The 21669-nt window shown below is 51.4% G+C and carries 20 protein-coding genes; 14 read left to right on the top strand and 6 right to left on the bottom strand.

Annotation, left to right across the window (positions count from 1 at the left end):
- Window positions 1–16 precede the first annotated feature (16 nt).
- Complete coding sequence (locus DESTI_RS20525) at window positions 17–370, top strand: hypothetical protein (RefSeq protein WP_041286364.1); 354 nt, start codon at window positions 17–19, stop codon at window positions 368–370.
- 615 nt (window positions 371–985) lie between these two features.
- Here the strand turns inward: DESTI_RS20525 and DESTI_RS30905 are convergent.
- Window positions 986–1219 carry a hypothetical protein gene (locus DESTI_RS30905; RefSeq protein WP_014811897.1) on the bottom strand — a complete coding sequence of 78 codons (234 nt, stop codon included), beginning with the start codon at window positions 1217–1219 and terminating at the stop codon, window positions 986–988.
- A 50-nt stretch (window positions 1220–1269) separates the two neighbouring features.
- On the opposite strand from DESTI_RS30905, the gene DESTI_RS20520 reads away from it, so the two are divergent.
- The 11 genes from DESTI_RS20520 (at window position 1270) to DESTI_RS20465 (ending at window position 13824) form a co-directional block, all read left to right on the top strand.
- Entirely contained in the window at window positions 1270–2565 is a 1296-nt protein-coding gene (locus tag DESTI_RS20520; protein ID WP_014809800.1) for an IS110 family RNA-guided transposase, read from the top strand.
- A 690-nt stretch (window positions 2566–3255) separates the two neighbouring features.
- Window positions 3256–4617, top strand: a complete 1362-nt coding sequence (locus DESTI_RS20515; protein ID WP_014811896.1) for a multiheme c-type cytochrome — start codon at window positions 3256–3258, stop codon at window positions 4615–4617.
- A 31-nt stretch (window positions 4618–4648) separates the two neighbouring features.
- Window positions 4649–5245: a hypothetical protein gene (locus DESTI_RS29200; protein WP_014811895.1), complete on the top strand. Its 597-nt coding sequence runs from the start codon at window positions 4649–4651 to the stop codon at window positions 5243–5245.
- Between the two features lie 13 nt (window positions 5246–5258).
- Window positions 5259–6206 carry a 4Fe-4S dicluster domain-containing protein gene (locus DESTI_RS20505; RefSeq protein WP_014811894.1) on the top strand — a complete coding sequence of 316 codons (948 nt, stop codon included), beginning with the start codon at window positions 5259–5261 and terminating at the stop codon, window positions 6204–6206.
- An 11-nt stretch (window positions 6207–6217) separates the two neighbouring features.
- On the top strand, window positions 6218–7465 hold the full coding sequence (gene dsrP, locus DESTI_RS20500) for a sulfate reduction electron transfer complex DsrMKJOP subunit DsrP (protein WP_014811893.1): 1248 nt from the start codon (window positions 6218–6220) through the stop codon (window positions 7463–7465).
- A 17-nt stretch (window positions 7466–7482) separates the two neighbouring features.
- Complete coding sequence (locus DESTI_RS20495) at window positions 7483–8295, top strand: HEAT repeat domain-containing protein (RefSeq protein WP_157212227.1); 813 nt, start codon at window positions 7483–7485, stop codon at window positions 8293–8295.
- Between the two features lie 111 nt (window positions 8296–8406).
- Entirely contained in the window at window positions 8407–8979 is a 573-nt protein-coding gene (locus DESTI_RS29195) for a hypothetical protein (protein WP_014811891.1), read from the top strand.
- A 31-nt stretch (window positions 8980–9010) separates the two neighbouring features.
- On the top strand, window positions 9011–11404 hold the full coding sequence (locus DESTI_RS20485; RefSeq protein WP_014811890.1) for a molybdopterin oxidoreductase family protein: 2394 nt from the start codon (window positions 9011–9013) through the stop codon (window positions 11402–11404).
- Between the two features lie 13 nt (window positions 11405–11417).
- Complete coding sequence (locus DESTI_RS20480) at window positions 11418–11681, top strand: chaperone NapD (RefSeq protein ID WP_014811889.1); 264 nt, start codon at window positions 11418–11420, stop codon at window positions 11679–11681.
- Between the two features lie 331 nt (window positions 11682–12012).
- Window positions 12013–12789 carry a 4Fe-4S dicluster domain-containing protein gene (locus DESTI_RS29190; RefSeq protein ID WP_014811888.1) on the top strand — a complete coding sequence of 259 codons (777 nt, stop codon included), beginning with the start codon at window positions 12013–12015 and terminating at the stop codon, window positions 12787–12789.
- 210 nt (window positions 12790–12999) lie between these two features.
- On the top strand, window positions 13000–13824 hold the full coding sequence (locus DESTI_RS20465) for a 4Fe-4S binding protein (RefSeq protein ID WP_169316387.1): 825 nt from the start codon (window positions 13000–13002) through the stop codon (window positions 13822–13824).
- A 551-nt stretch (window positions 13825–14375) separates the two neighbouring features.
- Here the strand turns inward: DESTI_RS20465 and lepB are convergent.
- The 4 genes from lepB to DESTI_RS20445 form a co-directional block, all read right to left on the bottom strand.
- Window positions 14376–15020 carry a signal peptidase I gene (gene lepB, locus DESTI_RS20460; protein WP_014811886.1) on the bottom strand — a complete coding sequence of 215 codons (645 nt, stop codon included), beginning with the start codon at window positions 15018–15020 and terminating at the stop codon, window positions 14376–14378.
- A 472-nt stretch (window positions 15021–15492) separates the two neighbouring features.
- Entirely contained in the window at window positions 15493–16221 is a 729-nt protein-coding gene (locus DESTI_RS20455; protein ID WP_014811885.1) for an ABC transporter ATP-binding protein, read from the bottom strand.
- Between the two features lie 11 nt (window positions 16222–16232).
- Window positions 16233–17000, bottom strand: coding sequence for an ABC transporter ATP-binding protein (locus DESTI_RS20450; protein WP_014811884.1), 768 nt, complete (start codon window positions 16998–17000; stop codon window positions 16233–16235).
- Entirely contained in the window at window positions 16997–18049 is a 1053-nt protein-coding gene (locus tag DESTI_RS20445) for a branched-chain amino acid ABC transporter permease (RefSeq protein WP_041286360.1), read from the bottom strand. Before DESTI_RS20445 ends, DESTI_RS20450 begins: the two co-directional genes overlap by 4 nt.
- Before the next feature lie 543 nt (window positions 18050–18592).
- Here DESTI_RS20445 and trpS point away from each other — a divergent pair.
- The gene (gene trpS, locus DESTI_RS20440; protein ID WP_014811882.1) at window positions 18593–19558 is read left to right on the top strand and encodes a tryptophan--tRNA ligase; all 966 of its coding nucleotides are present in this window, start codon (window positions 18593–18595) and stop codon (window positions 19556–19558) included.
- 5 nt (window positions 19559–19563) lie between these two features.
- On the top strand, window positions 19564–20223 hold the full coding sequence (locus tag DESTI_RS20435; protein WP_041287387.1) for an endonuclease III domain-containing protein: 660 nt from the start codon (window positions 19564–19566) through the stop codon (window positions 20221–20223).
- 666 nt (window positions 20224–20889) lie between these two features.
- Here DESTI_RS20435 and trpA read toward each other — a convergent pair.
- Window positions 20890–21669: a tryptophan synthase subunit alpha gene (gene trpA, locus DESTI_RS20425; RefSeq protein WP_014811879.1), complete on the bottom strand. Its 780-nt coding sequence runs from the start codon at window positions 21667–21669 to the stop codon at window positions 20890–20892.

The following is a 21669-nucleotide window of genomic DNA, read 5'->3' as shown; positions in this document are numbered from 1 at the left end:
ATGAAAGAGGGCCGATATGTTTCGTATAATTATGCTCCTAATTGTGCTCTCTCTTGCGTTTCCACATATTGTCATGGGTGAGATGCAAGTGTCCCCGGCAGTTGCCGATTATCGTGCCGAAAAAACGATCGTGGGAGAAACCAGCCAATCAGCCAAATCCGAGACTGCGTCTCTCATTGATAATCCCGACTTCATCGCCGGGAAGAAAGCACCGCTCTATTCCGGTTTTTCCGCGACCGGTCCGACTCAGAGACGCATAGAAACCTACGAACGACGTTTCCAGAGTAATATGCGCGGTCTCGACAACTCTATCAGGGACATGAACACTAATTTGAATCGTATGCGGACTCTACAACGACGAGGCCTTTGACGGATCGATCCCAAGAAAACGGAGGGATTCGTCACCTGATATCGGTAGAATGGACCGGCAGGAAGAAACTGTCTCAAAAAGTTGAAAGTTATCCCAGATTGTGCCACGAATTTCCCATCATCTTCCCGGCGGGATTGTAGCTCACGTAGCATGTGGTGAGCGAAACGAACCGTATCGGTCGCGAAAGACCTCGACAGATGCGATTCCCGTTGGTCATCGCATCCTCAGCTATCCACGGGTTGACGAGAATGTCTCAAAAGTCGAAATTTATCCTAAATCGTGGCACGACTTCTTTCTTCCCGGCAATGAATTACCAGGCTATTATCCTGCGTCCCTCTGGGACGTCAGCTTCCTGAGCCGCGAAGGGGCGGCAGAAAATAGCCCGGGGCTTCAGCCCCGGGTGGTCAGCGTGGCACGATTCTGAGTGTCAGCACAGTTTTGAGACAGTCTCTGACACCCGTGGCTACTATTGGGCAGCCCTTCCAAGCGCAGAATCTCTAGTGCCCGTTTGTAACAGAACGATTACGCACACTGATCTTTCTTCTGGATTTGGTTTCTAACACCTGTTATTCTCATTAGTAATTCTGAACAACTAGAGCGTTGGTTAGTTTGAATTTATTCCTTTTTGTTCTTTTGAAGCCTCGCCATATTGCTCAATTGTACGAGCTGAAAAGCGAGGGTTCCAATGAGAATGGCAATTACAATCACCAGGCTTGTAACTATGAGAACCAATACCGCTGCGGATGCGGCAACATCCATGTGAGCCCTCCGGCAGTGTTTTGTACCAACTCCCATGGCGAAGAGCGCCACAACGAAGGATGAAAGTCCCTTGAACTGAGATGAGAGCATGGCTACCTGCCTAGTATGAGATGAAATCAAACAACACTAGGAGGCGTGTCATGCCCTCAAGAAACCAGAATAACACTACCATATCAGTCGTGCACGAGATATCGTGCGGATTGGACGTCCACAAAAATTCCGTGTCAGCGTGTCTGTTGTATTCAGACAGTTCCGGTACAGAGCAATCCGAAATGCGTGAGTTCCAAACATTCACAGATGACCTTATCAAACTCAAGGAATGGCTCCTGGAACGAGAGTGTCCTGTAATTGCGATGGAGAGTACAGGACCATATTGGACTCCTGTTCATAACGTCCTTGAAGATTCCGTCAAGGTTATCTTGGTGAATGCCCGACACATGAGAAATGTTCCAGGCCATAAGACCGACATCAGCGACAGCAGATGGCTAGCCGGACTCTTGCGTCACGGCCTGCTCAAGGCCGCCTTTATTCCTCCGAAACATCAAAGACAGTGGCGTGATTTGACCCGAATGAGAAGAAACTACAAAGAAGACCTCGGGGATTTCCAACGCCGCGTTCACAAGCTCTTTCAACAGTCAAACATTAAAATCGATTCCGTGGTATCCGACCTGTTCGGCGCAACGGGCCGCAACCTCATGAAACTCTTAATCTCAGGCAACAATTCCCCTACGATTTCCGAGGTTGAAAATTGTCTGAGAGGATCGCTGCAAGACAAGGCAGCGGAGCTCCATCGCTCTGTCCAAGGCTTCTTCGAGGCCCATCACCGGTTCCTGTTGTCTCTTTTGCTCAACACGATCGAAAACCTAGAGACCCAAATCTCTATCCTTGAATCCCGTATCAAGGAAGTAATGAGAGACGCTCAGGAAGCGATCCGGCGGCTCGAAGAGATTCCCGGTGTAGGCGCGGTTTCCTCCCATGCCATATTGGCCGAGATAGGCCCAACCCTGACTGAGTTCCCCACCGCCCATGCCCTCGCTTCCTGGTGTGGCCTCTCTCCCGGAAACAACCAAAGCGGTGGCAAGCGATTCAGTGGCAAGAGCCCTGTCAAAAAGAACCACCTAAAAACCATCATGGTTGAAGTAGCCTGGCCGGCAATCAAGGCACGAGGATCCTACTACCGGGCCAAATATTACGCCCTGAAAGCGCGCTTGGGGGCCAAAAAGGCCATAATCGCAGTAGCCCACAAAATCCTTAAAACCATTTACCATGTACTCAAATACGGAGTACATTTCAAAGATCTCGGAGAGACTTACCTGCTCGAAAGAAACCGAGAGGCCAAGATAAAATACCTTACCTGGCAAGCGTCTCTCATTGGGTACGAACTCGTACCCCTGGATCAACCGGCAGCAACAGCCCAAGCACCTATATTCACTTAGAAGCGCATCAAAGTCGAAACGCAAACTGAAGCCGTGAGCTCGAATACCAACATGACCAATCGCCGGCTGGCACAACAAACTGTCGGCTCCTTTCGGAGACCACGCATGGGAATCTTCTTAAACTTGCCGGCTTTCTCGAATGGAGATCAACCATGAACATAAGAAAACCTCAAACCCTTGCTGTGTAGCTCGGGACTTTCATGGGAATGTGCGTTCAAAGAAGTAATCCCGCCACCGGCGGGAGCAAATCCGGTCCCGGCAAATAACAGATTTTTCAATATTCTCTTTATGAAGCACATTGGTATTGTACCATTTCGCAGTTATGCACATGACATAGCAAAGGCTGGGGTGTCCCGGCTGTGTGCTTAGACGGCCTTACGTCGTCCGCAGCAAAGGATGCCTCCAGCCTCCCAGAAGCAAAGAAAAGCGAATCGGCAATTGTAAATTATACTCTAGAAGGCTGGAATTTGCAGGTGGCTCTCGGACGAGCGCGTAAGGCCGAAGCAACTTTACAGGATCTTTACAGCATTTTACACCGCTCTTACAGGAGAGCATGTCATAATTGGATTAAGCGGAAAAATTACCCGAGCGGTGCTAGAAAACTGCGGGCATTCGGATCACTAATCCGACCGGAATTCGGCTTAAAACGATGTTTTCAGGAGTAATTTCACTGATATGGGGAGTGGAAACATGAGAAAGGTTCTCATACTGGTCGCATTGTCGGTTCTTCTCTCTTCCTGGCAGACCTACGCAGCGGTCAAGGTAGATCCGAAGTTGTATGGATCGCCGGAAGGACAGGTCTGTATCAAATGCCATGAACTCAAGTCACCGGGCCTCCACAAACTGTGGCGCTCGGGCAAAATGGGGCAGGCGGGAGTGAATTGCTACGACTGCCACAGAGCGGAAAAAAAGACCGATAAAACCCCCGGAGATCCTGATGGACATGACCACAGGGGATTCTGGATTGCGACCATCGTGAGCCCCAAGGACTGCTCCCGCTGCCATAAAGATCAGTTCGATCAACAGCAGGGTTCTCACCACGCAAAAGGCGCGGACATCCTGAACTCTCTCGATAATTACCTCGGAACCGTAGTGGGTGGACCGGCTGCAGTTGCCACGGGGTGTCGTCAGTGTCACGGATCTAATGTCAAGCTCTTGAAAGACGGCAAGCTCGATCCTTCCACGTGGCCCAATACGGGTATCGGCAGGATAAATCCCGACGGAAGCAAGGGTAGCTGCTCGGCATGCCATACGAGACATTCCTTTTCCAAAGAGCAGGCCAGGCGGCCCGATTCATGCGGCAAATGTCATCTCGGCCCCGACCATCCGCAGATCGAAGTGTACAACGAATCCAAACATGGGATTCTGTATCAGGCCCACAGAGACAAGATGAATATGGGCAATAACGAATGGGTTGTGGGTGTGGATTACCAGGATTCCGCAACGTGCGCCACCTGCCATATCAGCGCAACACCCAATCAAGGAAAAACCCATGATGTAGGGGAACGGATCTCCTGGACTTTGAGACCTGCTGTTTCCAAGAAGCTCACCCATTGGAAAGATCGCCGAGAGAAAATGAAAGACGTCTGCCGCCAGTGTCATTCGGACTTCACGACCGAAGGATTCTATTCGCAATACGACGACCTGGTAGAGCTCTACAACAATAAGTTTGCCATCCCTGCCACCAAGATTCGTCAGAAACTCATGGACATGGGTAAGCTCACAAAAGCCGACATGGATGACAAGTTGGATTGGACCTACTATGAATTGTGGCACCACGAAGGCCGAAGAGCACGACACGGGGCTTCCATGATGGGCCCGGATTACGCATGGTGGCACGGAATGTATGAGGTCGCCAAGCACTTCTACATCTATTTCATCCCTGAAGTGGAAAGAATCATGGGCGGCAAGGATCAAGCGGCTCCGATCCTGAATGAGTTCGTATTTTCCGATCCTCAACACAAATGGTACAAGGAAGGAATGAGTAAAGACGAGCTCAACAAACTCGAGCAATTCTATCAGCAACGGTACGGCGGAAAAGAGGCCAAGTAAGAACCGGTCTCAACCAGGAGAGAGCGAATCCATGAAGGGAATTATCGCAAAACTCAAAACAGTGCTCCTGGTCGCGGCTTCAGCCTTAGCCGTGGCGTGCCTGGTGCCCGGAGTGATTCCGGCCCAGGTAACGCTCGACGATGAGGCAAAATCGGAAGACACTGCCGCAGTTGAATCCGGCCAGGAGTTCCCCGTTCCGGTCACCCCTTTGCCCAAGACCATTACCCCTTGCAGGGCGTGTCACGGACCTGAAAAGGATTTTCCCGTGAACTTCAACCGGCGGGAGGATCTGCTGGTCCACAGGAACATCCGTCTGGCTCATGGCGGGGTTCGCGTCTGGTGCCTGGATTGCCATCATCCGGATAACCGGAACGTGCTCCTGCCGCTGAGCGATGGAAAACCGATCGAATTCGAGCAATCATATTTACTCTGCGGCAAATGCCACGGGACAAAATACAGGGACTGGCGAAACGGTATTCACGGGAAGCGGACCGGCAACTGGAATGGAGAGAAGCAGTATTTTCTCTGTGTGAACTGTCACAATCCGCACCAACCGAAGTTCAAGCCTCTGGAGCCAATGCCTGCACCCGCAAAACCCTGGACGCCGAAGATCCAGGTCAAGCACTGAAGGTTTTAGAGCCATGCCCGACCCGAAGCAAACTCTTGAATCAGTCGCAGAAGTCGATAAACCCGCATCACTCGGTTCACACAGCCGTGACGACGTGAAGCCCGATAGACGCACGTTTCTTAAAGGCGCAGCTACTATCCTGGGATTACTTTCGGTAAGTTCATGTTCGTGGCAGGAATTTGTTCAAAACCATTTTAAGAGGATGACCGAAAAAGAGATTCAAGAAACAGTCGAGCGCCTCAAGGCCGAGTACAAAAACAAATATGGCAAGGATTTCGTTGTGGGAACCGAAGCGCCCATAGATGGAACTTTGTTCGGATACGCGTTGGACATCCAACGGTGTATCGGCTGCAGGCGATGCGTGTACGCGTGCGTCGACGAGAACAATCACACTCGAAATCCTCAAATGCATTACATACGGGTTCTCAGGTTCAAAGACGGCAACATGGACCTCGAGGAATCCACCATCTATTACGACCCCGAAGAAGTGCCGGAGGCCGGTTATTACTACATGCCAGTGCAATGTCAGCACTGCGCAAATGCCCCGTGCACCAAGGTCTGCCCTGTACAAGCCACTTGGACAGAACCCGACGGCATTGTTGTCGTCGATTACAACTGGTGCATCGGATGCCGGTACTGCATGGCAGCGTGTCCTTACATGGGCAGGTGGTTCAATTTTGCCGATCCGGTAATTCCTGCCGAACAAGTCAATACGAAGACCCATTACCTCGGGAACCGACCGAGAATGCGTAATGTCGTGGAAAAATGCACCTTTTGCATTCAACGCGTACGCCTGGGGCAGTATCCCAAATGTGTCGAAGCCTGCCCGGTGGGTGCTCGAAAATTCGGCAATCTTCTCGATCCTGATTCCGAGATCAGCAGGATCATCCAGACCAAAAGAGTGTTCCGTCTGAAAGAGGATCTCAATACACAACCCAAATTCTACTACTTCTTTTCCTAAATGAGGGACCAATGGCGAGATCCGGATTCATCGTATCGGCAATAAAGCGGCTCTTCACAGGCCCGCCGTTGTACTACATTTGGATGCTGGGCCTTACGATTCTTGCGGGGATCGGGATAGCAGCTTACACGGTGCAATTGGAAAAGGGCCTTATCATTACGGGAATGACGAGTTACGTCTCGTGGGGATTCTATATCGGCAATTTTACCTTTCTCGTTGGAGTGGCCGCTGCGGCGGTTCTCCTGATCATTCCCGCCTATCTGTACGATTTCGGCCCCATCCGGGACATCGTCATTGTGGGAGAAGCGCTTGCTGTCAGTGCTCTTGCCATGTGTATGATGTTTGTCACCGCGGACCTGGGCCGACCGGATCGGATCTGGCATCTCCTGCCGGGCCTGGGAATCCTGAATCTTCCGAAGTCGCTGCTTGGGTGGGACATCGTCGTCCTGAACGGGTACATGTTCCTGAATCTTTTTATACCCGGATACATCCTGTGGAAAGCGTACAACAATCGCCCGGTAAATATGCGGTTCATCTGGCCTTTTATCTTGCTGTCGATCCCCTGGGCCGTGAGCATTCATACGGTCACCGCATTCATCTATAACGGCCTTGCAGCCAGACCCTTCTGGAACGCTTCCATTCTCGCCCCCCGTTTTCTTGCGTCAGCTTTTTGTTCCGGTCCGGCACTGGTGATCATTCTCTATCAGATTGTCAGGCATTACACGAGGTTTCATGTGAAAGACGAAGCTCTGTTCAAGATCGCAGAGATGATTTCCATTGCAATGGCCGTCAACCTCTTCCTCTTGCTGGCTGAATTTTACAAGGAACTCTATTCGAATACGCATCATCTTTCGCCGCTTCTCTATCTCTATGCCGGGTTGCACGGGAAAGGCGTTTTGGTCCCGTGGATATGGACGGCCCTGATATTCAACGTCATCGCATTTCTCATTTTCCTCATTCCAACCACACGAAAGAACTTCGTCACCCTGAATGTCGGGTGCGTCCTGATCATAATCGGCATATGGATAGAGAAAGGAATGGGACTGATCATTCCCGGATTCATCCCGGCTCCGCTTGGCGAGGTCTGGGAATACGTTCCGACAACACTGGAACTTCTGGTGGCAATGGGAATTTGGGCAATAGGTCTCCTGATTCTCACGACCATTCTGAAGATCATTATCCCCATTGAAACAGGTGAATTCACGTCTGCCAGGAACGCGGAGACAGCACGATTGGGACATCATCATGTTCCTGCATGAATCCGAGTGGTGTGAAGATGCTGAAATTAACTGAATTACGGATCACTGCATTGGTGAAGTGTGCGACGGCGCTGTTCATTGTCTTCATAGCATTCGCCTCGCTCCCGACTTTTGCAGCAGCGCCCAATGAGGATTTGGACAAGATCGTGAAAGATTTGGAAAGTCCGGATCCCACTGTAGTCCTGAATGCCACAAAGCTGATCAAACGAAACGGCACTAAAGCCAAAGAGGCTGTTCCGTTGCTGGTAAAGGCCCTCAAGCACCCGAACGAGATCGTCCGTCTCAATGTCATGGAGGCACTCGCAGAGATCGGGCCCGATGCGGCCCCCGCTGTTCCTGCGCTTACGGATGCATTGAAAGACAAGGATTACATGACGAGAGAGGCTGCTGCGCTGGCTCTTTTCGGCATCGGTAAACAGAGCGCTCCGGCAGTCCCCAATCTCATCCTTTGTCTTGGTGACGACAACAAGCGTGTTCGGGACAGTGCAATTCTGGCCCTTGTGAAAGTCGAACAACCTGCGGTGGAACATCTCATCAAGGCGATTCAATCCGGCGATTCGAAAACGGGACAAGCTGCAAGTGAGACGCTGGGACGCATGGGATTCTATGCGGTAGATCCCCTGATCGAGGTGCTCAAGAAGGGAGAAAAACCGGCTGCAGAGCGTGCTGCTGCCGCGCTCAAGGAGATCGGGCCGAATGCAGTCGAACAGCTCGTCCAGGTGGTGCTCAAAGGAGACGACAGGTCTTCGAGGGCTGCCGGAAACATCCTTGCCGCCATCGGTTCCCCTGCTGTGCCGGTTCTGGTGGAGGCGCTCAGGAGTAAGAAATAAAGGAGATATCGTGGGCGACCGTTGGAACCCCGAAGCTTCACAACCAGGTCGCAGAATCAAGTTTCTCGGGAAAAAGTGCTCGTGCATTTGGATAAACAACAGGAGTAGAAGATGAAAAGGCCCTCGGATGTACTACTGTCCCTCTTTCCCGGTCCGGTTTCCTCTGCGGGAATTCGCAGGCTGGAAAAAGCCGTTTGTCTTGCAGCCATTATGTTTGCGGTCTGGGTGCTTCCGGTAGGCGGCCAGGAGAAAGATTGCCCCGACTGTCCCAAGCCCGCAACATCGAGTGTGCTGGACCCCAAATGGAGAGAGTTCGTGGCACCTCCTCTTCTGCCGGGCGAACGGCCTGATTGTCACAGGGTTCAGTTCGGAAAACAGAACTGTATGGATTGCCACCAGAAAGAAACCCCTGAGAACTACAAACAGTGGCTTGGGTCCAAACACGGGATCAATAACGTGAAATGCGGCATCTGTCACGGGGACGTGAACAATTATCGCGCCAGACCTGACAAGGCAGTGTGCATCGGATGTCATTCCGCGCAGGTACATAACATGCCCGCTCAGGCGCTGGTCACCAATTGTTCATACTGTCACAAGAGCCACTGGTTCACGGTGCACAAGATACAGACGTATGAAAAATTCTCGCCCGGACGGGAAGACAGGTTCAAAGTGCCGGGATTCTAAAAGGCCGCTATTCGGTTTTGTGGAGGAAACCATGAGCGTGACTCGTAGGGAAATGATCAAAATGACGGCCGCCGGTTTCGCGGCAGCGGCTTTGAATATTCCGTTTGCAGGAACGTCACACGCGTCCGAGGATGTTGTGGATGTGGACAAATGGATCAAAGGCACATGCAGATTTTGCGGTACCGGATGCGGCGTGTACGTGGGGGTGAAGAACGGCAGAGTAGCCGCTATCCGAGGTAACCCTCAAGCGGCAACAAACTTCGGATTTCTTTGCGTGAAGGGATTCAAAGGGTACATGAGCATGTACCATCCCGACCGCCTCAAATATCCGCTGGTTCGCGGAGCGGACGACAAGTTCAAACGAGTCTCCTGGGATGAAGCGCTGAATCTTGTCGCGAAGAAGTTCATGGAACTGCAGCAAAAGCACGGCAAAGATGCTGTTGCGTATTACGGTTCCGGCCAGTGCATGACAGAGGAGAGCTACACCTTCAACAAGCTCTGGAAAGGTGGATTCGGCTCCAATATGGTGGACGGGAATCCTCGATTATGCATGGCTTCCGCTGTGGGCGGATATGTTACTACTTTCGGCACCGACGAACCGGCAGGTTCATACGCGGATATCGAGAAGGCCAGGACATTCTTTCTCGTGGGATCGAATCTCTCTGAGTGTCATCCGATCATCTTCAGACGAGTAACGAGACAGAAACTCTCCAATCCTGACAACATCAAAGTGATTGTGTGCGAACCGAGGCTTACTTCCACTGCACGAATCGCAGACATCTGGCTCCCTGCAGACCCGGGCACCGATCTCGCGGTGTTCCATTGCATGGCTCGGGAAATCGTGAAGAACAACTGGGTGGACAAGTGGTACATCGAGAACTTGTGCAGATTTACCACAGGCACGCAGGTGGTGGATTTCGCCGCTTACACACAATTTCTCGAACAATTTACCCCTGAAGCAGTGGAAAAGCTCACCCGCTGCCCTGCTGCAAACATTGTGGAAGCCGCCCGGCTGTTCGCGACCCAGGGCCCGACCATGAGTCTGTGGACCATGGGGCTCAATCAGCGCACAAGAGGTGTTTGGGCGAATAATCTGGTCCATAACCTACACCTCATTACGGGAAACATCTGCAAGGAAGGAGCGGATTCCTTTTCACTCACCGGTCAACCTAACGCGTGCGGAGGAGTTCGCGAAACCGGTTCGCTCAGCCATCTTCTCCCCGGCACGAGACCGGTGGCTAATCCAGCGGTTCGAGAGCAAGTGGAGAAAGCATGGAAGATTCCCGCAGGAAAAATCGATCCGAAACCCGGCTTCCACACCATGGAAATGTTCGCAAAGCTCGGAGCCGAAAACGACGCTTCCAAGCCTCTCAAAGGTATGTTCATCACCACCACGAATCCGGCTCAGTCGTTACCAAACTGCCACAAGTATCACAAGGGCATGAAGGAGTCTTTTCTCGTCGTCGCGGACATATTTCCCACGAGAACCACTCAGTTGGCTGATGTGATTCTGCCCGCGGCCTTCATCTATGAAAAAGGCGGAGTGTACGGTTGTTCGGAGCGAAGAAGCCAACTCACCTCGAAATGTACCGATCCACCGGGAGAGGCAAAACCCGACCTGTGGATTGCAGCTCAACTGGCCAAACGCATGGGCCTGGAAAAACTGATTCCCTGGAACGGGGACGATCCTGCAGCGAACTACAAGATGGCCTGGGACGATTACCGCGAGTGTGTGAAGATGACGGAGCATTCCCTGTACGGCATCACGTACGACCGGCTCCTGAAGATGGAAGAAGGCCTGCAATGGCCGTGTCCTGATGAGAAGAGCCCCGGAACAGCGAGGCGCTACGTTCGCGGCAAAGATCCCATCATGGACATGCCTGAAATCGTCAAAGTCCCTCCACAAGCGCTCATCTATTTTTATGCGGACCAGAAACACGAAGGAAGAGCGAACGTATTCCTGAGACCGTACAAAGGGCCTGAAGAACCGCCTGACAAGGAGTATCCATTCTTTCTCACCACGGGTCGTGTCATAGAACAGTGGCACAGCGGGACCATGACGATGCGTGTGCCTGAAATAGCCCGGTCGCAGCCCAATGCATACGTGGAAATACATCCGTCGGATGCAAAACAATATGGAATCAACAACGGAGACCTGGTCAAAATGATCAGCAGGCGAGGATTCAACATCTTGCCTGCGAGGGTAGTGAAGAGTTCCTTGCCTGGAATTCTGTTCGTACCCTGGTTCGATCAGGATTGGGACAGAATGATCAATCGGGTCACCATAGATGCGTTCGACGACGGATCGAAACAACCGGAATTCAAGATCTGTGCGGTAAGGATCGAACGGTTCGGAGATCCGAAAGACGTAGCCGACATGACCGTGATCTCCAGCGTGGATACGCCGTTTCCCTCAAGAGCATGACAGGCGGCACAATATGGTGATTACAGGAAGCGCTCTTTTCATCGAGCCCGGCTCATATGAGAGCGTCTTGAAACAACTGGAGGAATTCCCCCAAGTCACGGTTCAGGCGGTTTCGGATTTAAGAACGGAGCTCGTGGTGAATCTGGAAGCTGAAAGCCAGGGCGAACTCGAAGATCTCTGCGACCGCTTGAAATCACAGATCGTTGAAATCCTCGATATTACACACATGTATATCAATTTCGAGGATGAGGTGGAGAAGATAGTATCAGGAAGCTGATTATTCTCCTGTTCACGGCAATTGGGGAACCTTCTTCATCAAGAGAGTTCCCCAATTGCACTTTGTCCAGTTGACTTGAGAAAGTGTCATTGCGAGGAGCGAATCGATGAAGCAATCTTCTGATACCGTTTCGCTAAAAAAACCATAGAACCAATAGGTCCGGCAGAGACGCCGGACCCTACCAAAAGCTGGTGGCGGCCGGCCTCCGTGCCGGCCAAATTAGGTTCATAAAAACGAATTGGTATGACGTGCAACTGCAGCCCAGGGAGATTGCTTCGGTTCACTCGCAATGACAATTTTGCAGACTTGGCCCCCGCAGGGAGAATGCTCATTGTCCGGACTGAAAGAACTGCTCCAAAACATTTTCTCAAAAGGCCAAAATCCGTTTACCGGCACGTTCCTGCACAATCGAATGAGGCCGCCCGGAGCAGTCGACGAAAAGCATTTCATGGCGCTATGCATCCGGTGCAACAGATGCCTGGAAGTGTGCCCGTACGGATCGATCAAGAGGGCCGGTCTCGGAGTCACCATGGGAACTCCGTACGTATTTCCCGAGCAGAAAGCGTGTTACCTGTGTATGGCCTGTTCCAGGCTCTGTCCGACAGGTGCGCTTGATAATGAACTGGTGGCTCCGGAAAAAGTCACTATGGGGCGTGCAGTTATCGATTCCTCCATCTGTTACAGCCATCTTTTTCTGGATCACGACGTGCTGCCGGACGAATCCGGGCGGAAAATCGGGGCGCTCTGCAATACCTGCTATAATGTGTGTCCGCTTCAGGACAAAGCTATCGTACTGAGAAAGAATCTCTGTCCGGAAATACTGGATGCATGCGTAGGGTGCGGAATATGTGTGGAGCGCTGTCCTACCCGCCCCCGACGTGCCGTCAACATCGTTCCGACGGGTATGGGAAGGGTTGACGAAGCGGGATTCTACTTTCGTAAAGCCAAAGGTCACTATGAATCCGCTCAAGTACCTGCACAGGGATCCGCAGGCGTTTTGAAAGGAGAACAGCTCCTGGAACAAAAGTCCCGGATCGACGGGACAAAAGAACTCCCGAAATTCGATTTCCCATACGAGACTCCAAAAAAAATCGAAGGCTGGGATTGACACGGATTCAAAGGCAATAACATTGGGGAACCTTTTTGTAAAAAGGTTCCCAATCCCCTCCAAAAACTTTTAATACTGGTCTAGCTTGGTGTTTTTCCTACGGAAAATACCAAGCTAGACGAATATTAGAAGTTCTTGAGAAGGGGCTTGGGGAAACACTTCTTTCAAGAAGGGTTTCCCCGATCTTATCGCTTTGGAAACCCCATGGGTATGATGTACAGATCTCACAGGCGAGTAGTCCAATTTAGTGTGCTGGTGTTTGTGTTTCTGGTTCCGGTGCTGAACCTGTTTGAAATATATGCGGTTACCGGGACACTTTATGCGGTAAATATCGGGGGGCTTAGCGTTACCGATCCTGTGGTGATTCTGCAGGCCGTTTTCGCTTCAGGCAGGTTGACGGTGCTTTTGCTCGGCGCTGCACTGTTTCCGGTATTATTCGCACTCGTTTTCGGGAGAGTCTGGTGTGGCTGGATGTGCCCTTATCATTTGCTTGCGGACGGTGCTGCAGAAGTCAGGAGATTCTTTGGTGAACGAGTATTGCGCCGCCCTCTCGAAAAAGCGCTCCCGGTGAAAAGCTCATTTAAGGCGAACGCTGTTAGATTGAGTTTCTTGCTTTTTGGCACAGCCCTGGCAGGGGCGATTTCCATTCCCGTTTTGAACTACGTGCATGCTCCGGGAATATTCAGCACGGAAGCTATGATTTTCGTCAAAGAGCGCAGCCTATCCCCCGAATTCTTATTCATAGCTGCTTTGCTCGTGATGGAAACTGCCGTTTTGCCCCGCTTCTGGTGCAGGTTGTTTTGCCCGACGGGATCGTTTCTCTCTCTGTTCCGTGCTCCATTCACCATGACTGTCATCAACAAAGTGAAAGCCGTAAGGTCGCCGTGCTGCACGGAAAACCACTGTTCAGCAGTTTGTCCCATGGGATTGGCTCCGTTCAAAGAAGGCGGCAATCTCCTGTGCACCAATTGCGCACAGTGCCTGGACGCATGCCCTCAATCGAGGTTACATTTCGGGGGATTCGGCAGCAAATAAGTGCCGAGACAACAGGAATTAAAGGTATATGCGCTAACTTTGTCCTAATCTCTTCATCCCCGCGGGATGAAAAGAAATAGACCGGTAATTTATTGCCGGGATTCCTATGAACCAGTGAACCAGCCATCCCTCCAGGACTCAAAAATCCTTGTAATTGCCTAGGTAACCGGCGATGAATCACCGGTCTATTTTCAGATGTTCCTCTGGAACAAAAGACAAAAATAAGCTTGAGTTAACGCCCATGGGGATTGGAGGGAATCTTCTTCCGAGTGACCAGAGCAGTGCCGTGTCCAGCGGGAAACTTTTCTCAAAGCAATGAGGTGCTTCGCTTTCTACTTCCTACCTTGATTTTGCAGCCAAAATTAGTGACCGATTGAAGATTTAGGAATACTAGTGGGTGCCGTGCCTCCGTGTCGGCACATCTTCAATATGATCAATGATATCAACAGAATGGACCGGCAGGGACGCTGGGTCCCTACCAATATCCTGTAATTCGCACGAGTGATAAACGACAGAATTTTTGGCACTGACTATAGGCACATGGGACGGCCTTACCGAATAATCTTGAGGAACCGGTTCCATCGCACCTGTTCGAAATCTTTTCCTGAGTAATAAATAATGAAAGCCTCGCCCTTTATATCCTCGATGGGTACGAACCCCCAGAAGCGGCTGTCATGACTGAAATCTCTGTTGTCACCCATAACGAATACCGTACCTTCCGGGACCTTGACGGGGGGCATGTTGTCTCTGGGGTTCATGTCTCCGGGAAGCATTACATTGCTGAAGAAATGCCCGTAGTGTTCCGGTGGCTCTTTTCCGTTGATCAAAACCTTCTTATTTTGAATCTCGATTGTTTCTCCGCCGACTGCCACCACTCGTTTGATGAAATCCTTGGTCCTGTCCTCAGGATAGATGAATACGATTACATCGCCGCGCTTGGGGTCCTTGAACCTGGGCCACCGTTCATCGGTGAAAGGAATGCGGAGTCCATAGATAAATTTGTTCACGAGTATGTGGTCGCCCACGAGAAGAGTTGGTTCCATTGAGCTTGACGGAATCTTGAACGCCTGGACAAGCACTGCTCGAATAATGATGGCCAGGATCACTGCTACAACAAAGGCTTCTGCGTACTCCTGGAATATCGTTCGAGTCGGTTTTTCTTGCGTGACGATCGCTTTTTCGGGTTTTGCCCTCATAATATCTCTCTTTGAAATCATCACCCGGCTGGGGCCCGACAATTTCTGACGGGGTTATAGGTAAATCCGAAATTCGATGGTTGCAGTCCGGCATTCTATGAATGCGGAGTAAAACACCTCCTGGCGGTCTCATCCGGCTGCATACGATGCGAGAAACAATCGCTTTATGTGATCGAAAACGGATCCCCCGATTAACAATATGAAGCATCTATATAAGGCATGAATTCTCTTGTGTAAAGGGCCTTGTTGTCTGCGGGTTCGGACGATTCTGTTTACGGCTGCGGGTGAATCGATCTGGAGAGTCTCTGTAGGCCGTGCAAAATGAAACCGGTGGCGAGGATTGCTCAATCCTCACCCCCGGTTTGCCGGTCAAGGGCCCCTCCCTCCCCCGAGGTTGAGGCCGGGCCCTTCCCTACCATTACCCGCGCGTGGAGTCAAGTGACTTCTCAATATTTCTTGAAGTTTTGCTTTATCAATCTTGAAAAGCAGTCTCGAGACTCTCACCAAGGTAGGCTTGTTTGATTTTAGGATTGTTCAGGAGCTTTTCTCCGGTGCCTTCCAACACGATGCGCCCGGTCTCCAGAAGATAGGCATAATCGGCAATCTTGAGGGCTGCGTTCGCGTTTTGTTCGATAAGGAAAACCGTGACACCCTCACTCCTGATCTCCTCGATTATCCGAAACACTTCTGCAACCACCATAGGAGCCAGGCCCAGTGACGGCTCATCCATAATGAGCAGACGCGGTTTCGACATCATGGCTCTGCCTACTGTCAGCTTCTGCTGCTCTCCACCGGAGAGAGTCCCCCCCAGTTGTGCGGTTCTTTCTTTGAGTATCGGAAATTTGGTCAAAACCATGTCCATGACCTGGTTGACTTCGGCTTTGTCCCTGTTGTTGTACGCGCCCATCATGAGGTTCTCGCGTACAGTCAGGTTGGCAAAGACCTTGCGGCCTTCCGGAACGTGAACAAGTCCTTGCCGTTGGATCAGATGGGCAGGTTTCTTGTTTACCGGCATGCCCTGAAAAAGTATTTCACCGGAACTGGCGGGAACGATGCCCGAAATTGCCCTCACTGTTGTGCTCTTGCCTGCTCCGTTTGCCCCAAGGAGCGTTACGATTCGCTTTTCCTCCACATGAAGGGACACTCCTTTGAGTGCGTGAATTCCATCGTAATGAACGTGCAGGTCTCGAATATCCAACATGAATTATAGGCCTACCCTTCGCCGAGATAAGCGGCGATCACTTTGGGATCGTTCTGGATCTCTTTCGGAGTCCCCCAGGCAATGGGGACGCCGTGATCAATGACGCGAATCTTTGTACAAATATCCATCACGAATCCCATGTCGTGCTCGATCAGCACTATTGTCAGATGCAGGTCATCCCTGATCTTCCTGAGGAGTTGACTGAATTCGATGGTTTCTCTCGGGTTCATTCCTGCGACCGGTTCATCCAGGAGGAGAAGCACGGGTTTCAGTGCAAGTGCTCGGGCGACTTCCAATTTTCTCTGGCTGCCATAGGGAAGCGCCCGAGCCTTTTCGTTCGCGAATTCTGTCAGTCCCATGAGTTCCAGCAGGTTGTCGGCCTGATCGTATACTCGTCGTTCATCACTACGAAATCGACCGAGCCCGGAAACCGCTTCAAGAAAATTGTACCGTATGGATGCATGTGCAGCGACCATCACATTTTCTCGTACAGGCATGTCCTCATACAGCCTGATGTTCTGGAACGTGCGGGCTATTCCGAATCTGGCTACCCGGGCCGGAGCCCATCCTGTTATGTCGGTATTTCGAAGTGTCACTCTCCCGGAAGTCGGTCTCACGAGCCCTGTGATGGCATTGAATGCGGTGGTCTTTCCTGCTCCGTTCGGCCCGATAAGTCCGATAATCTCGCCCTGACCGATCTCGATATTCAACTGGTGCAATGCTGACAGTCCACCGAACACGACGGTCAATCCATCTATGCTGAAAAGCCTATCTGTCATGCCTTGCCCCGGATCGTTCCTGCAAGCCTTTTCAGATTATCTATCAGCCACTGCCAGGAAAACTCGCGGTGTCCCATGATGCCGCTTCTCGCAAACAACATTACGAAAATCAGCAGGATGGAAAAGATCACCATGCGCATGCCGGGCACCCCTTCATAGTAGTGACCGAATATGGTCATGGGCTCTTCCACGAATCTCAGGACCTCACCGCCCCAGGTAATAAGCGCGGCGCCAATCACGGCTCCCGTAGTGCTGCCCAGCCCCCCGATTACGATCATGATCAAGAGATGGAACGTGAGCATAAAAGTGAACAGAGAAGGCGAAATGGTAGTGATAAGATGCGCCAGGAGTCCCCCTGCAATACCCTCGAAAAACGCGCTGAAAACGAATGCCAGCGTCTTGGTCCAGAACGCATTTATCCCCATGGCCTGAGCTGCGGTTTCATCTTCCCGCAATGCCTTCATTGCCCGGCCGTACGAAGAATTCACGAGCCGCACGGTGCAAAGAATCGTGAAGATGCACAGTCCCCAGCTCCACCAGAGATTTGTGTACGGCGTGAGACCTTTCAACCCGAGAGGTCCGTTTGTCACGGGAACAAGATTATTCGCAATTACCTGGAGCACTTCACCAAATCCGAGGGTTACTATCGCGAGATAATCTCCGCGTACCCGGAAAACCGGCACTGCAAGAAGAAACGCGACCAATGCGGTGACAAGTCCCGCGATAAGGAGGGAAACGGGAAACGAGGTGCTTATCTCTGAAAGCGGCCAGATAAGGGGTTCGAGGATGAAGCTCCTCAGCTTTTCTTCGGGCGTAAGTGTAAGGAGAGCGCTGGTGTACGCGCCGACGGCCAGGAACGCGTTCGGCTGGAGCGAAAATTGTCCCGTAATTCCATTTATGAGATTGTAACTGACTGCTACGATGATGAAGATAGCGATATTTATGAGTATGCGAATCGAGTATTCATCGAAATGGTTATCTGCAATGTAGAGAAATACAAAGAACAGGCCAAGAGCGAGAAACGTGAGTATGCGATCGCGCGATATCATGGAGTTCAAGATTGCCTCGGAAGAATGCTGACGCCCGTGGCATAATAACCTATGACTCCTCCAGGGAGAATAGTTTTCTCATTGAATCTTTACGTGCTTGTTCCTCAAAAGGCATTTATTCAGTTGCGCGTGGAAGAGCTTTCTACAGCCCCATAGGGGCTGCCCAACAGTAGCCGTGGGTGCAAAACCCACGGAAGCAGTGTGGCAAGTCCCTTGTCTTCAAGACCCTGAAGGGGTCCACCAACGACATTTGAGCGTTATTGTCTTGTTGGTCGACCCCTTCTAGGGGTCGTTGGACCATGCTTATGGGCGTGCCGCTGTCCACGGGTTGCACCCGTGGCTACTATTGGGCCGCCCTTCCAGAGCGCAGAATGCTTAGTGCCCCCTCATAACTGAATGGTCGCCCTCAAAAACCGGGCATCGGGTGCAAGACCATTGACCGTGAACGTCAACTGGTGCATCTTACACTGTTGGAACTCGTGCCTGTTGTAGTGTTGCGTGCTCCATATCCAGCAATCACAATGCATCGAAAAGGAGTCTCCCTTGAGAGTCTTATCAGGCATTCAGCCCAGCGGGTCCCTGCACCTGGGAAATTATCTGGGCATGATGAAACCCATGCTGTCGTACATGGACAGAGCGGAGCTGTTCGTGTTTATCGTGAACTTCCACGCCCTGACCAGTGTGGCGGAACCGGACAAGCTTGCCCGTGGTACCCTGGAGGCGGCCGCGGATTTTCTCGCTCTTGGGCTCGATCCGAATCGCTGCGTTTTTTGGGTGCAATCCGATGTACCGGAGGTGACCGAACTCGCCTGGATACTCACCTGTATAACCCCCATGGGATTGCTTGAGCGATGTCATTCTTACAAGGATAAGATCGCCAAGGGAATCAGCCCCAATCATGGACTGTTTGCATATCCGGTTCTCATGGCTGCAGACATACTACTCTATCAGTCGAATCTCGTCCCTGTGGGAAAGGATCAAAAGCAGCACATAGAGGTTACCCGGGATATCGCTCTGAAGTTCAACTACACGTACGGCGATACATTCGTAATTCCGGAAGGCGAAATCAGCGACGATATTGCAACGATTCCAGGGGTGGACGGACAGAAAATGTCCAAATCCTATGGCAATACCATCGAGATTTTCCTGGACGAAAAAGAGCTTCGGAAAAAAGTAATGAGTATCACGACGGATTCTACTCCGGTGGATCAGCCGAAGAATCCCGAAACCTGCAATCTGTTTCAGATTTATCGACATTTCGCTCCACGCTCCAGGGTGGAAGAGGTGCACCGTCTCTATATCGAGGGTGGGGCCGCGTACGGGACCTTGAAAAAAGAGCTGGTAGGAATCTTGTGGGACTATTTCAAGGATTCCAGAGAAAAACGAGCGGAACTGCTTGCAGATGAGACCTATATCCGGAAAGTACTGGCTATGGGAGCCGAAAAGGCCAGAAACATCGGTGAGAAAACCCTGGAACTCGTGCGACAACGCGTAGGAACACGCTATTGAACGGGTTGAGAGACAATTGCGACATCCACAGAGTAGTAGATATTTTGAGACGCTCTGTAGAGTCCCTTGCCGTACCAATCGTTACCGAGATATCACGGAAGAGGCGCGATCCATTCGACGTTCTCGTGAGTACAGTCCTTTCTCTCCGTACAAAAGACGATGTTACCAGAGTTGCTTCACGGAGACTCCTAGCTGTGGCGAGCACTCCTGAAGCGCTTGCCGATCTGCCGGAAGAAGAGATCGAGAAGCTCATCTTCCCCGTGGGTTTCTATAGAACCAAGGCCAGGAATCTCAGGCAGCTCGCCCGGGATTTGCTGCAAAAGTATGGCGGTAAAGTTCCTGACGACCTGGACGAATTGCTTACCATCAAAGGGGTGGGCAGGAAAACTGCCAACCTGGTGATCACTTTGGGGTTCGGTCAACAGGGAATCTGCGTGGACACTCATGTGCACCGGGTGAGCAATCGACTCGGGTACGTGAGCACCAAGACACCCGAACAGACAGAAATGGCGCTTAGAGCCAAGCTGCCTGCAGAATACTGGATCGAGTACAATGACCTGCTCGTGACCTGGGGCCAGAATATCTGCCGCCCCATCTCTCCTTTCTGCTCCAAATGTCCGGTTCTGGTGTGCTGCAATCAAATCGGCGTCACCCAACACAGATGATTTTTGAGGAGATTTGCATTCAAAGAGATAAAAACCTGGGAAACCCTTCTTGTAAGAAGTGTTTCCCAGACCCTTCCCAAGAACTTTTAATATTCGCCCAAGCCCATGGTTTTTCTGTCGAAAAACTATGGGCTTGGGCGAGTGCTAAAAGTTTTTTGGAGGGTTCGGGAATCTTTTTACAAAAAAAGGTTCCCAGATATTACCGCTTTGAAAGCACATTGGTATCTGCCCCCTTTTTGAGAGAGGGGGGAGGATTTCTCTTAGAGGAGAATTATTGATAACTTTGCAGTTGCATGGTGCGTTTTATCCATGCCGTGAAAGGGTAGCCCTAAGGTAGCCGTGGGTGCAAACCCACGGTAAGACAAAACCTTGGATCGTACGGACCCTGAAGGGGTTGCCCAATAAGATTTTGGAATCATGGATGTTTTTTGCAGAGACCCCTTCAGGGTCGTCCACGAGGAATTACGGACGTGCTGCTCCACGGGTTGCATCCCGCGTCCCGCGGGACTACGATTGGATCGCCCCTTTGGGGCTCGGAATTTCCTCTCCCCTCGAGCGATGAATAGTCAAGTCCGGAGAAAGCTGAAAGTTCTTGAGATGGGGGTTGGGGAGTCCCGCTGAAGCGGGATTACACGAAGTTCCTCCCCAATTCTTCATTCTTTATCTTCACGCTAAACTATCCGTCATCGTTTTCAGCCACGAATCCAATTCTGTGCCGATTCCCTTGGTTGCAACGTGGGAAACGATAGCGCTTCCGACGACTACGCCGTCCGCGTGTCCCCGCAGGTTTGCTGCATCTTCAGGAGTTGCTATGCCGAACCCGACTGCCACGGGGAGTTCAGACAATACGCGGAGTTTGCTGCATTGCTGTGCAAGATCTGTGGGAAGCCCGCCATTTGCACCGGTCACTCCGGTCCTGGAGACGTAATACAGAAACCCCGAACCGTTATGGTTCATATCTTGAATGCGAGCTTCCGGAGTCGTCGGTGTGGCCAGGTTGATCCAGGCAATTCCTGCGGCATCGGTTTGAGGCTTGAGGAAATGAGATTCTTCCATAGGAAGGTCCACCACGAGGACACCGTCAACGCCGCACTCTGCTGCAGTTGCTGCAAACCGTGCAGGACCGTACTTGTGTATGGGATTGAAATAGCTGAAGAAGATAATCGGGGTGTCCGTTCTAGTTCGGATCTTTCGGATCATTTCAAAAGCCGCATCCATATTCATCCCGTTTTGGATTGCGGTGTGTGCGGCCTGCTGGATCACAGGTCCATCTGCTGTCGGGTCTGAGAAGGGAAATCCGAACTCCACGACATTGCCCGCTTCGGCCAATTTCAGGAATATTTCCAGCGACGCATTCACATCCGGAAAGCCTGCAACGGAAAACGGGATGAATGCGGTCTTATCCTGATTGCGGAGATTTTCGAACGTTTCTGCAATTCTTTTCAT

Source organism: Desulfomonile tiedjei DSM 6799, from assembly GCF_000266945.1.
Lineage (GTDB): Bacteria > Desulfobacterota > Desulfomonilia > Desulfomonilales > Desulfomonilaceae > Desulfomonile > Desulfomonile tiedjei.
The sequence above is the reverse complement of the archived record's forward strand: the minus strand, read 5'-3'. Positions and strand labels throughout refer to the sequence as shown.